The sequence below is a fragment of the Nostoc sp. WHI genome, assembly GCF_015714725.1.
In the GTDB taxonomy this organism is placed as follows: Bacteria; Cyanobacteriota; Cyanobacteriia; order Cyanobacteriales; family Nostocaceae; genus Nostoc.
In genome coordinates, this window is the sequence record NZ_WBKM01000025.1 from 17660 (window position 1) to 31598 (window position 13939).

Sequence of the window (13939 nt, forward strand, 5' to 3'; positions counted from 1 at the left end):
CCCTACGGTACGGGTCTAGTTTCCATCAAAGAATGATCAATAAAAGCCTAAAACGACCTATTTTGGTGAATGCCTACCATTATCAATTTGTACAGTGCGTAAGTCCTAGATTATAAACTTTCAACCTCAAAAAATGATGTGCCTGCTTAGGCGTAGCCCATCGCAGACTTTTATAAAACCTATTTACAAACTACATTTCCAAAACTTCTGAATATTCATAAAATAAAGTATAGATACAATAAAACTGCTTTTAGCCGAGCCGCGATGCCTTTCTTAGGCGTAGCTGCGGATTCATTGTCACACTTCCACAGAGCAACAGCTTATGAATTTCTCGTCAGCACGACAATATTTTTACCAGGAGATTCAGCAGTCTGACGAGCATATTGACCTGGCAAAGGCAGCTTTGTACATTGCACAAGAAGAATATCCAAACTTAGATCCAGAGGAATACCTCAATGCCCTTGATACAATGGCATGGGAGCTTCAAGAACGCCTGCCTTCTTCACAATATCCTCTGCGGATGGTTCAAACTATCAATCAGTATCTCTACGAAGATTTAGGGTTTTCTGGTAATAAACTTGATTATTACGACCCGCGCAACAGCTTTTTAAATGATGTAATTGAGCGACGATTAGGGATTCCCATTACTTTAGCATTAGTTTACCTGGAGATTGCGCGACGAATTGATTTTCCGATGGTGGGTGTAGGGATGCCGGGACATTTTCTGATCCGCCCGGATGTTCCAGATATAGAGATTTTCGTCGATGCTTTTAGTGGTGGTGAAATAATATTTGCCCAAGATTGCGAGGAACGACTGTCTCAAATTTATCAGCAGCCTGTGACGCTACAACCAGAATTTTTAGCCGTAGTCAGTCATCGGCAATTCTTGGCACGGATGCTCACAAATTTAAAGTTTATTCATATCAAACAACAAGAGTTAGAAAAAACGCTGGCAGCGATTGAACGAATTTTGTTGCTGTTTCCTGATTTAAGTTTAGAATTGCGCGATCGCGGTTTAATTTATTATAAACTCGGTAACTATCCCCAAGCTGTAGATGACTTACAAAATTATCTAGAAAAGGTTCCTAATGCTGAGGATGCATCTATCATTCGGCAGTTACTTACTAAGTTGCGTAATAATGGTTGAATCAAAAATGCTGTGTCAGCACCATATTGACACAGCAGTAGTTAGTTAAATTAAACGGCTTAAATCAAAATTTATATCTATGCCTTAACTGCGGGTTGTTGTTTACGCTTGCGAACAGAGGTAATGCCGAAAGCACCTAAGCCTAAGATACCTATAAGAGAAGCGGGTTCGGGAACACTCTTTGTAGTATTATCAGAAACTACAATGTTATCAAATTGGTGAAACGGAGCAACTTGCAACCAAGTTGTTGAAACAAGGTTTGTAAAGTCTGTAAAATTAAAAGTTTGTAATCCTTTAACACCGTCGAGACTAAAGATATTAGAAATGGTTGAATTATCAGCCTTTGTACCAACAAACGTCACTGTAGATGAGTTGAAAGGTTCATTAAGTTCTCCTAAATCAATCGAAATCAGATCAAAAATAGCGCCATCGTTTTTCGTTAGAATTGTTGTACCATTAACTGTATTGTTAATTAAGGCAGTAGAACCTAAATATCGAGATTCTCCTGTATTAAAGGTTACAAACTCATTCTGATCGATATTCGTAAGAGTGTAGCCGTCTTCAGTGTAAGAAAAACCCTGATTAGACAAGCCGTCACCAGGCTGGGCTAAACTTTGAAAATCAATAACTGTTAATGCATGTGCTGTTCCACCCATTCCTATGGCAATAACTGTTGCACCTAATGTAGCCATAGAGAAGTTTTTCAAAAAATTTACAGTAGCCATTCCGTTATTTCCCCTAGAAATAAATGTTTTTGTTTGCTTTCAAGGGTTTAATACTAATACGTATATCTAAGGCTTGAAAAGCTTTTATTACGTACTTTACAGAAAATTCACTGAGAAATCAAACTACTAATTTGGTGAAACGAGCGTAAAAAACTTACTTTAAAAGGCTTGTAAGCACATCTAGCAGAGGTTAAAAACTGTGTTTATACTTAAGGTGATGATGAAGCTCTATTCTGCACCAAAGTTCATAGTTAGTTACCAGACCAATGATCGAATTATTGTTGTTGTTCTGCTACTTGTTTGAGGCGGCGCAGTTGGGCTTGCATATCTTCTTTTGTCCAAGATGCAGCAAAGGTTTTGAAACCCCAACTTATTAGGGGGTTAGGGATATCGAACTCAAAGCGGTTGAGTAGGCGGGTTCCTTTTTCTGTTGGTTGACATTCCCAGCGATCGCACCCTTGAAAAAATCCCTGAAATTCCCACACTACCAAACCCGGTTCTCGTTGCACAACTACACTATTCAGGGTGGGTTTCACTAGCGGAATTTGAACGATAAAACGACTTTGACTGCCGACATCGGTACTCCAAGCTTTGCCCACAGGTTCGCAACGAAGAACGGGGTTGAGCCAACGGTGCATCAGGGCAAGCTCGGTAATACAGCGCTCCACTACCGTGGCTGTGGCATTAATTTGAATTGATTGTTCAAAAACTTGGGACATTGCACATATTTTATGCTGTTGCTGCAATTAGAGTAGCGCAAAATCAAGCACTCTAGACACATTACAGTGTAGTACAGAAACCAATGTATGTAGTACTCAAAAATTAGGAACAATTTATTTTTGGCGTTATTTTTTGAGAAAACGAGAAATTACCTAACAAAGTTAAAAAAATACTCCCAATATTAAACGCATACATGAGTTTGCTGGTAATTTGCTGGTAAATTGATAGGCAAAACACTAGTAAACTTACTGGGGTGCAAAATTATTCAAATTCAGGCATCCCATAGGTATCTCCAGTGTTTGCGGTCAATACTCAAGCTTAGTTCCCGACAACCATGAACACAACTTGGCAAGGAATAACACAGGTGATAGAAATTGCTTCGTCCACGGGGGTGCAGCAATTTTTGGCACAATCGCCCAGCCTGCAACCGGCGCAAACAGCAGTAAATCAAGGACTCGCTGATGTACAGGGAATTGTTCAACAGCTGATTCTGTTTACGCCCCGTTTGCTGGGGGCAGTGGCAATTTTGTTAGTAGGTTGGCTAATTGCAGCGATCGCAGCCGCACTGACGCGAGGAATCCTCAATCGTACAAACATAGATAACCGCATTGCCGCCGGAATAACGGGTCGTCAAGATGTTCCCCAAGTGGAGAAAATAATCTCCAGCTTAGTTTTTTGGAGCATTATTCTGTTGACGGCGGTAGCTGTCTTACAGACATTGGATCTGGAAGTCGTATCTCGACCCCTGAATAATTTTCTCAATCAACTTATTGGCTTTTTGCCAAAGTTGGTTGGCGCGGGAATTATTTTGACAACCGCCTGGTTAGTAGCGACCATTGTGAGGCTGATCACTGTGCGCTCATTACAGGCATTTAACCTGGATGAGCGTTTGAATACAGAACCAGAAGACAGAATACCCAGCCTCAATCAATTATCTCTGAGTGAGACGATTGGCAATGCTCTGTATTGGTTTATATTTTTACTGTTTCTCGCCCCAGTTTTGGATACTCTCGGACTAAGGCAAGCTCTACAACCAGTACAAGCTCTAATTACAGAAGTTCTGCTAATTCTGCCGAACATTTTAGCGGCGATATTAATTGCTGTCGTTGGCTGGTTCATAGCTAATGTGGTGCGGCGGATTGTGACGAACTTGCTTGCAACAACAGGCATCGACCGTTTAGGTACTCAATTGGGATTATCTTCCACTGCGGGGGTGCAACCTTTATCGAGTATTATCGGCACAATTGTCTATGTTTTGATTTTGATTCCTGTGGCGATCGCAGCGCTCAATGCCTTGCGAATTGATGCGATTTCTGTGCCAGCGATCTCCATGCTGCAACAGGTTCTTAACGCCCTCCCTGCCATCTTTACAGCCGTGGCAATTTGGATTGTTGCCTATTTCGTGGGGAAGTTTGTCGCGGATTTGGTTACAAGTATCCTCACCAATTTAGGCTTTAATAACATTTTCACAATATTGGGTTTGACAACACCCACCAGACAAATTGTAATTTCAAGAGAACCAACACCCCCGATTACAAGCCGCACTCCATCGGAAATTGTAGGCATTGTTGCTTTAGTGGGTATCATGCTGTTTGCAACGGTGGCGGCGGTAAATATCCTGAATATTGCAGCCCTGACAGCATTAGTGTCTGGTATTGTGATCGTATTCGGGCGGATTTTGGCGGGATTGATAATATTTGCCATTGGCTTATTCCTGGCAAATATGGCTTTTAACATCATTACCAGTTCCGGCGATCGCCAAGCCCAGATTTTGGGACAGGTGGCGCGGATTGCCATCATTGCTTTAGTCTCGGCAATGGCACTGCAACAGATTGGAGTTGCTAGTGATATTGTAAATTTAGCCTTTGGACTTTTACTAGGTGCGATCGCTGTTGCTATTGCCCTAGCCTTTGGTCTTGGAGGGCGTGATATTGCACGAGAGCAAGTTCAAGAATGGCTAAACTCTTTCAAAGGTAGAAACTAAAAGTTGATGAAGGCGCAATTTCATTTGTAAATCTCGGAAAGTGCAGCCGTAGGCATCAAAAGTAGAGAAAATCTATCAGCGATTTTGCCTAAGAGGTTGCAAGTTAGAGTTTAAAAGCTCGGAGTTTGAGTGTAGAACTTGACATTTTGAGTTCTGAAGCTCAAATTCCGAGTTCTGATACCAATTTAAAAAAAGAATGCAACAAATAGACCATTTGTAGAGACGCGATTCATCGCGTCTTCAAATTATATGGACAGACTTGGGTTAATTTTAAGGATATTTGTATAGAATTAGTAACAGAATTAATGAGATTAAATTCTAATAAGCGCAAGTACTATCAACAAGGTCTAAGAGCTATGAAGCTTATAGAGTCTATATTATAGCTGATTTAGTCGCCCCCTCAGGCTTAAACCACAAGCTTTTCGGCTTTTCTTAGTGCCATTCGATTATAGCTCCCCGACTTTTCAAGAAGTCGAGGAGTTGAACATCCGCCAGTTATGTTGTTATGAAATTAAAAGATAAAGTCGCTAGCATCAACATTGCTGGCAGTGAAGTTTGCCAGGGTAATCGTATCTGTACCGAAAAGTGAGCTAGAAATAACTGTAGTTCCGCCAGCTTGATTAGCTGTCAAAGCTCCAAAGCTGGTTACAAATGCCTTCAGATCAATTTTGTCTGCACCATCAGCGAAACCAACAATGCGATCGCTACCAAAGCCTGGTGCAAATATAAAGATATCATTGCCATCACCACCATTGAGGGTGTCATTACCTGCACCACCAGTCAGCAAGTCAGCACCGATTGCACCGTTGAGGTTATCATTGCCGCTGCCTCCATCGAGGGTATCGCTGCCAGCACCTCCAAAGAGGGTATCGTCACCCCCATTGCCCATGAGGATATCGTTACCACCTAATCCATTGAGGTTATTATTACCTGCGTTACCCGTGAGAGTGTTGGCAAGTGCGTTACCTGTGCCGTTTTGGGCTGTACCCAGCAAAGTGAGATTTTCTAGAGTGTCAGCTAAGGTATAATCGAGAAGGTTGGATTGGACAGTATCTATACCTCCATCGGCACTTTCTGTAATCACATCTGCTGCACTATCGATTACATAAGTGTCGTTGCCCAAACCACCAATTAAAAGGTCATTGCCTGTACCTCCATCTAGCAGATCATCACCTGCACCGCCATTTAAGGTATCATTGCCACCAGCCCCAAAGAGAGTATTGTTAGCTTCGTTACCTGTGATAGTGTTATTTATTCCGTTACCTGTACCGCTTTGGGTGCTGCCGATCAAGGTCAGGTTTTCTATATTGTTGCTTAAGGTATAACTAGCAGCACTCGACTGCACACTATCTATACTTGCATTGGCGTTTTCTGTAATGTTGTCTCCAGCACTATTAACTACATAAATGTCATCGCCAGCCCCACCAATCAGCGCGTCATTGCCTAGCCCACCGTCGAGGTAATCATTACCAGCACCACCAATTAGAGAGTCATTACCAGCACCACCTTGGAGGGTATCAGCACCTCCTTCACCACTTAAAATGTCATTGCCAGCACCACCGTCAAGATAATCATTACCAGCACCACCAATTAGAGAGTCATTACCACCATTGCCAAAAAGGTTATCATCGTCCGTTGTACCGATGAGGGAGTTGTTGCTTTCGTCTCCTATATATAGACCAATAGCATCAACTGCGATCGCCCCAGTCAGCTCTGCACCTACAAAGTTGGCGTTGGTAAAGTTGCCTTTGGTCAAAATTGTATTGCTTAAGTTGGCATTGCTGAAGTTACTACCGATGAAACTACCAACTTCCAAGCTAGCTCCGCTTAAGTTGGCATTTGCAAAACTGGTGAGGTCATTTCCAAAAGCCTCTTTTAAGTTAGTACCGACTAAAATAGCGTTGGTGAAATCACCACCATTCAAGTTAGACTTCTCTAGAAATGCGTTAGTTAGATTCGCCCCTGTCAGCATGGAATTGTTGGCAGACGACAACAAGGCATTTATGAGTATGGCATTATCCAATCTGGTATTGTCCAGTTGGGCAGACCTAAGATCTGCATTCATTAAGTTGGCATTACTCAAGATTGCCCCACTTAGGATGGCGTTAGTTAACACAGCATCCGTTAGATTGGCACTATTTAAGTTAGCTCCCGTCAGATTTGCGCTTATAAAGGAGGCGTTGCTAAGATTGGCTCCTTCTAAGAAGATACCTGCTGCGTTAACTTGGTTAAAATTGGCTGCTGTCAAATCACTGTCAGCAAAGCTAGCACCAGTAAGATTAGTCTCAGTCACATTGCCATTGGCATCTACATAGGCACTAAAATCCGAACCGCTGAGAAGAACATCTTCGGCACTAAGATTACTCAAATCAGCACCACGAAACTTGGCATTTGTTCGTTGAGTTGGATCAACTGGGGCTGTATCAGTTACATTAACACCACTCAAATTAGCTAAATCGAATGTAGAGTTTCGTAGGGTAACATCTGTAAAGTTACTCAATCGAAAGTCAGCCCCTGTTGCATTCACATTGACGAAGAGTGTGGCTTCTAGGTTAGCTTCTTGCAGGTTAGCATTAACCAAAATAGCTCCCGTCAAGTCAGCAGCTTTGAGATCTACGTTGTATAAATCGGCTCCAGTTAAGTTAGTACGTCTGAGGTTGTTGCGCTCAGATTGTTCGCCACTAAGATTAGCTTCCCGAAGAATCGCGTTCGTTAAATTAGCGTTTGACAAATTAACGTTTTTGAATGTGGCTTTGAAAAAATTAGCTCCATTAGGAAAGTTGGCATTAGGAGCAAAGATAGCACTTGAAGCGTCAACATTGAGCAAGACTGCTTCTTCAAAGTTAGTACCTCTCAGTTGTGTGCGGATAGCTTGCCCGTTGGGATTAAATAGGACGTTTTGAAGTGTGGCTTTGAAAAAAGAAGAGCCATTCAGGTTTTGACCACTAAAGTCATTTCCTACTAGGGTTTGGTTGTCAAAGTTCAAGGCTGGCATATTGTTTGTTACCTCAAAAAAGTTAATGATTTGAAGGGGTATAAAGCAATACGGTTCAGTTAACGTTTTAAGTTCTTAGATCCCCCCAACCCCCCTTTTTAATTTAAGGGGGGCTAAAAACTTTCTTTTACCCCCTTAAAGAGGGGGTCGCCGCAGACGGGGGAATCTTAACTGACCCGTATTGAACTATGGGTAAGCAGATTCTCTATTTGATGAATCGAGAATCTTGCAAACAAACTTGGTGGGTTGGTAGTTTGAGGTTTTATACCAATTCGTGATTACGAAATTTCGACAGCATATAGAATTCTGGGTTTGAAACTGTTGCCGAATTTTAGAGAATTGGTATTTATTAAACTTCTCAGTCTGGAAAAGTTTTACAGCGCTTCCCGCTATTATGCAATACAGTTTTTCTACTTGCCCTTTCCTAGCATAGCTTTCAGCTTTAAAAATGTACCTAATAGCTGCCGGAAGTGCTGTAATTGCAGTAGAGCGTAGAGTGAACAATGGACACCATATCCGGATTATGGAGGACAAATGCCCAACCTACGTGTATTTGGAAATAAAAAGACTATAGTTAAGGCTTAATCCGAAGAGTAGCTCAACAAGTTATCTAGACTCTGTAGCTACTCTTCGTGGTTGGGGTAACTATTAGGTGTGTGTTACTTGGCTGGTACCCAAGTACACCGCCTAGTTGCCCATTTCTTAGACAGGGGTATCAGTAACAAAATCTAACGCGTCGAACCGTCCTGGAAGTACACCTTGTACAACCCCTAAGGTTTCGGCTTGAGAAATAGGAATGCCAGCTGCAGGAGTAACGTAGATTCGAGTACTAGCCGTAGCAACACCACCAACACTTAGATTTATGCGCTGGAACGACAGCTCCTCAAATTCAACACCCTCAAGCAAGAAGAAGTCAGTACCATCCTGGAAGTCAGTAATCCAGTCGCCAGCCGGAGGAGTTACGATTGGCTCACCCGGATCAATTGGCTCTGGCACAAAGCCTGTGAATAGTAATTGGAAGTAATCAGTGTCAGCCCCGCCAGTCAAAGTATCACGCGCAGTTTGAGTTTCTGGGTCTTCGCCGCCAAATATCAGGTCAATACCAGCCCCACCGATAACCCGGTCAACGCCAGCACCACCATCGAGGAAGTCATTACCAGCACCGCCATTGAGGACATCATTACCAGCAAGACTTTCTTCAGCATCGAAGTCACCGTAGATGGTGTCATTCCCCCCAAGTCCATTGAGGTTGTCAGCACCCTCACCACCATCAATGAAGTCACCGTCAATACCGCCTCTGATGGTTTCCAAGCCAGCACCGCCCAAGAGGGTGCTAGTACCTGCGCCACCATCAAGAACGTCATTGCCGTCGCCGCCATCAAGGTAGTCAACACCGTCTCCACCTAACAGGGAGTCATCACCGGCATAGCCGAAGAGGGTGTCATCGCCTTCACCACCCAAGATGGTATCAGCACCACCCGAAGCCAAGCTGTCAGCTTCGCCATAGAGAGTATCATTGCCCTCTGCGCCATCGATGTAGTCAGCACCTCCAGAAATAGTACCTTCGGTATCATCACCGTACAGCACATCATTAGCGAAGCCACCAATTACGGTGTCATTACCAGCACCGCCCTGTGCAGTATCCTCAAAGCCACCATATACCCAGTCGGCACCCGCACCCCCATCAAGAAAGTCTTTGCCATCCAGAGCATCGTCAATGGTCGTGCCGCCAATTAGGGTGTCATTACCAGCTTCACCATACAGGGAGTCCTCACCTGCATCTCCAAATAGTCTGTCAGCACCATTACCACCAAACAGTGTGTCTTTATCAAGTCCACCTAAGAGTAGGTCAGCACTCCCTAAGCCATATAACTCGTCATCGCCAGCAAAGCCGCGCAGCGTGTCCGCATTCGCAGTACCTTGAAGGGTATCTTTGTCTGCGGTTCCATTTCTGATTGCCATAATCTACATCCTTGATTTTGCTAGTTCAATTGAACGTGCTTGATAAACCATATAACTCATGTGTTGCAAGTCTCACCATTCATTTTCCCCCTCTCTCCGTTGGAGCTTGTGAAGAAACAACGTTCCTTCTTTTTAGTTAAAAATGCTTTCTCAGTAAGCTTTTTAGGCGGCAAATTGTAAAAGTTGTTTCTTGACAGCCTCTTGGAGAGAGGGGGAATCAATTTCTGGTGAGAATTTTGGTGATCAGAATTAGCAGAAAATCATCAAACATACTTCGTAGTATTTCAAATTTAAATATCATATGATTTGGAATAGTTGTGTACCTTTGGGTAATGCAGAAATGCAAAGATAATTAGTAAGGATTCAGGTGTTTGAAACCCAGTCACAGAGACAGTTTCAAAATTGACTTTTGTTTATTAACATACCTTCAGTCGCAATAAGGCACGAGAATATGGTTGTTACGCAATCCTTATTGAGAATAAAAAGTTATGGCTAATCCCTAGAAATCTTTATCAGGAAACTCCCACAGTTTTTACACAACTAAACATACATGAGTTTTGTAGTACCGACTTACTTAGAGGGTGTTTGATTAGCTTAATCATCAGACTCAACCCTCCATGACTCTGTTGATTAAGACTTTCGTATTTTCTAGTATTACTGTTAAAAATGGAAGGACAGTTAAGACAATTATTTAATATTTTATAAGAAATTCATATATACTTTATCATTGCTTTACAATAGCATAGATAAAGCTAAATTTCTCGCTACACTAAATAATAGCTGCAAGTTGGAGTACTTAAGTCCCAGCCATTTTAGAGGACACGCCTTTGACCAAGCAAGCAGTGAGGAGTAAGCTTTTTCTAAATTTTAAAAATTATCAGTTATTCTTTTTTGTTCTTGAGTATAAATACAATCAATCTCAAAACAATCAATCTCAAAAAGTATCAAAGGAAGAAATTGATAAACTAAGACCGTATAGTAATGTAATAGAAATATTTACCGAAAAAAATAGTCCAGATAACTCAAGGGCAGAAGAGTTTCGCAAATTTATAGAAAAACACTTATCAACATGAGTATGATTTTGTTTTTATTGAAAATAGTAAGTGTTTAAAATTTACCCCAATTTAGTAATATCTAAGTTGGGGTAATACTTGTATCTTAGTGGACTAACCCGATCGCACTTTTCCTCAAGTCTCCACAGTCATGCTGTAATTTCCCCACGCTTCCAGATAAAAGTATCCCGCTTCTAGCTCAAAAATCAAGTTTTGCGACTTGTAAACTAAGTTTCTGACTTGTAAACCAGCTTTTGCAACTTGTAAACCAATTTTTGCAACTCGTAAACTAACTTTTGTGACTCGTAAACTAACTTTTGTGACTCGTAAACTAACTTTTGTGACTCGTAAACTAACTTTTGTGACTCGTAAACTAACTTTTGTGACTCGTAAACTAACTTTTGCGACTCGTAAACCAGCTTTTGTTAACGGATTTCAGCAAATTTACCCCCATTGTTTCTGTCTGCTAAGTTCTCTTGAATAAAAAAACGCAAATATACGCATTCCAACGCCATTTTCAGCGTTTCTATACGTATAAATGCGATAAAAAGTAGAAACAATTTTAACCTTAATGGACTAACGCGATCGCACGTTTTGTCAACGCTTCAGCAGTCAATCCATTAAACGCCATCAACTCGCCAGCACTCGCTGTAGTTTCCCCACGCTTCCACGCAAAAGTATCACGTTTCGCGTTACTCCTTAACAAAATTGGTTCTAGCATCGCCGCCGCACCACCAGTTACAGCAATTAGCGCATCACCATCAAATAATTCGCCAAATTTCGCATCATCCAAAAAACCACCTTCGGGTTCAGAACAACTATCCCACGCAGTATCATGGCTACGATACAATTGCCGAGGATTAATTACAGTAACAATCTTCACGCCAATACCTTCAGTTTCCAAGAAAGCAGCAGCTTCAAATACTGGTATTAATGTTAAATCGCCAATCACAGCAAATACAACTTGTTTATCCCCAGCAACTTCATGCAATAGCACCGCACCATCGCGCAATCCTTGACGAGTTTGTTCTAAAGTTGTGCGAATTGGCAACGGCGATTTACTTGCAGTAATTACAATTCCCTTATTTTTAGTTTTCAACGCCCAGTCATAACAGACTTGAATACTATTAGCATCAGGCGGAAATAATGGGAAAACATTTCCATTTCGCATCAACGAAGCAAAGTAAGCTTCAATTTCTGGACGTTGGTGAGTCCAACCGTTGCGCCCTTGCTCTAATGCGCCAGCTGTGAATAAAGTAATAGTCGAGGGAGTTTGACGGCGCAATTCTGCCATTGCTTGGGTAACAGTTTGCCAAATTGGTAATCCATTGATGGCAAAAGATTCGTAGGAACACCACAAAGTTCGTGCACCCATTAACGCTAAACCCGCAGCTAAACCGGCACAAGCATCTTCACTCAATGGTTCATAAACTTGTCCATTTGGCGCTTGATTATATAAGTCGTCGGTTGTGGGGTGGATAATCTTTAATGCTTGGTTAATGTTGGCAATTCCTGATGCTTCGTTACCATCGGCGTTGGTGACGAGGAAATTTTGATCTTTATTTCCAACTATTCCTACTAATCGTCCCATTGCGGTTGTAGAAACTTTTGGTTCACCACCAACGGCATATTCTTCTAAAGGTAATTCTCCTAATTCTGGTAATGGTAATTCAAATTCTGTCACCACAGTTTTTGCTGCTGGGCCACCGCCAGCGCGTTCTGCATTTGTCCGCACTAATTGCCAAGCTTCCGCAGATAAAGCACGGGTTTGCAATGCATCAATAATATGCGGCGCATCCAGCGTATCTTTGGGATAGAGGTTGTGAGATTTTGCACCCCGCGCGTGGACTCCTGCACCTTTGAGTTGTTTAATAATGAAGACGGTAAGTTTGCCACTGAGTGCAAATTGCGCCGCTTGATCTACACCGGAAAGTACTGCTTGAGTAAATTCTAGGCGCTTCTCGAAGGAAAAGGCGGTACTATCAACGTAATCCCCTGGCTGGTTTTGATCGTCGAAATCCTTGGCATCCACTAACACGACTTCATCAAAACCGTTACCTTGCCAATATGCTTGCATCTGTTCGTTGGTTTTCAGGGAAACCATACTGTGATGTTCTTGGCTGTAACCGTTCCACACCAGCACCGGTAAAAAGTTTGTGACAGCAGGATAAGCAGTATGGAAATGCGCGATCGCACTTACAATATAAGGCTCACCCAATCCACCATCACCAACTGTAAAAGGGAATAACTTATCTTTGTGCAACAGTGCAGCCGCCATTGCAAAGTGTTGTCCTTGTCCCAAAGGCCCCGCAGGTGCGAGAATACCGGGAATGAAACCAGAAAGGTGTCCTAAAAGTCCATGCTTTTCTCGGAAGCGATCGCGCAATTGTTGGACTGTAAAGATTCCCATATCCTCTAGTGAACGATCCAAGAACATGGCACTATAAAATCCAGGGGCGTGGTGTCCAACTTCGGTGATAATGTTTTTATATCCCAGCATGACAAGAGATGCGTAAGCTTCTGCTTGGCTAGCGAATCCGCCGGGATGCCCAGAAGCTTTACTAGCGGTAACTTGTAAAGTCAGGTAGCGGAGAGCATCGGCAGCAAGTAAAGTTTGATATACAGCTGTAGAATCTGTGGAAGATGCGATCGCTACTTTACCCGACTCTATAGCAGGTGTTGCACCATAAGTTTCAAAATCTGGTAAAGCTTCACCAAAATATTGAATTCCTTCAGAAAAATCGGGAAGCGCTGAAGATGCCTTTGGGGAAATTGCAGTCATGCTGAGTACCTTTTGACGATTAGGTGAAACTGTAGATGCTCGTTGAATTTAACAAAAATTTTACATCTTCGAGGTTGTAACAGTTTATTGCTTTTTTGCAACGTTAGAATAAGTACTTTAAATGCTCACGCAACCAAAATTTTAGTTAATTTAAGTCAACTTAGAGCTAAGGCAATAGAATTCGCAGCTACACAAACAAAGTCCACCGAGGTGGACTAATACAAAATCAAAGGTTCTTTCTTAACCTAATTCATAATTAAAAAGGTTTGTAATCGGTGCTTAGAGGTTGTTTGAAAAGTAGTTAGCTGTGACTTTAGGCACTTTTAGATCCCCCCTAACCCCCCTTAAAAAGCTATGGTGTACACACAAGTCATCGAATTACCCGAAATCCTTGGAAAACCTCACCCTGTCCTGGCGGACATCCCTCTCCTTACTAAGGCTACGGTGTACACACAAGTTATCGAATCACTACCAGTTCTCGAATTACCCCACCCTAACCCTCCCCTTGCAAAGGGGAGGGAACAAGATTTTCCGGTTTCCCCCCTTTACAAGGGGGGATTAAGGGGGGTAAT

General features: G+C 42.3%; 9 protein-coding genes and 1 pseudogene. 5 read left to right on the top strand and 5 right to left on the bottom strand.

Annotated elements, in window-relative coordinates:
• Window positions 1–322 precede the first annotated feature (322 nt).
• Window positions 323–1147 (top strand): SirB1 family protein, encoded by an 825-nt coding sequence (locus F8S12_RS02565; RefSeq protein WP_196514658.1) that lies wholly within the window; start codon window positions 323–325, stop codon window positions 1145–1147.
• 77 nt (window positions 1148–1224) lie between these two features.
• Here F8S12_RS02565 and F8S12_RS02570 read toward each other — a convergent pair whose 3' ends face one another.
• Entirely contained in the window at window positions 1225–1872 is a 648-nt protein-coding gene (locus tag F8S12_RS02570; protein WP_196514659.1) for a PEP-CTERM sorting domain-containing protein, read from the bottom strand.
• A 275-nt stretch (window positions 1873–2147) separates the two neighbouring features.
• On the bottom strand, window positions 2148–2591 hold the full coding sequence (locus F8S12_RS02575; protein ID WP_196514660.1) for an SRPBCC family protein: 444 nt from the start codon (window positions 2589–2591) through the stop codon (window positions 2148–2150).
• 335 nt (window positions 2592–2926) lie between these two features.
• Between F8S12_RS02575 and F8S12_RS02580 the strand changes: the two genes are divergently transcribed.
• Window positions 2927–4576 (top strand): mechanosensitive ion channel, encoded by a 1650-nt coding sequence (locus F8S12_RS02580; protein WP_196514661.1) that lies wholly within the window; start codon window positions 2927–2929, stop codon window positions 4574–4576.
• A 245-nt stretch (window positions 4577–4821) separates the two neighbouring features.
• A pseudogene (locus F8S12_RS40180) lies at window positions 4822–4959 on the top strand (IS4 family transposase); the annotation flags it as partial.
• Between the two features lie 128 nt (window positions 4960–5087).
• Here F8S12_RS40180 and F8S12_RS02585 read toward each other — a convergent pair.
• Both F8S12_RS02585 and F8S12_RS02590 read right to left on the bottom strand, forming a co-directional pair.
• Window positions 5088–7571, bottom strand: a complete 2484-nt coding sequence (locus F8S12_RS02585) for a pentapeptide repeat-containing protein (RefSeq protein WP_196514662.1) — start codon at window positions 7569–7571, stop codon at window positions 5088–5090.
• A gap of 702 nt (window positions 7572–8273) precedes the next feature.
• Window positions 8274–9533 (bottom strand): calcium-binding protein, encoded by a 1260-nt coding sequence (locus tag F8S12_RS02590; RefSeq protein ID WP_196514663.1) that lies wholly within the window; start codon window positions 9531–9533, stop codon window positions 8274–8276.
• Window positions 9534–10360: 827 nt separating this feature from the next.
• Here F8S12_RS02590 and F8S12_RS02595 point away from each other — a divergent pair.
• Window positions 10361–10606 carry a hypothetical protein gene (locus tag F8S12_RS02595; RefSeq protein WP_196514664.1) on the top strand — a complete coding sequence of 82 codons (246 nt, stop codon included), beginning with the start codon at window positions 10361–10363 and terminating at the stop codon, window positions 10604–10606.
• A gap of 547 nt (window positions 10607–11153) precedes the next feature.
• Here F8S12_RS02595 and F8S12_RS02600 read toward each other — a convergent pair.
• Window positions 11154–13367 (bottom strand): phosphoketolase, encoded by a 2214-nt coding sequence (locus tag F8S12_RS02600; RefSeq protein ID WP_196514665.1) that lies wholly within the window; start codon window positions 13365–13367, stop codon window positions 11154–11156.
• 354 nt (window positions 13368–13721) lie between these two features.
• Here F8S12_RS02600 and F8S12_RS40185 point away from each other — a divergent pair.
• The coding region (locus tag F8S12_RS40185) for a hypothetical protein (RefSeq protein ID WP_230967736.1) at window positions 13722–13939 on the top strand (218 nt) is incomplete at its 3' end.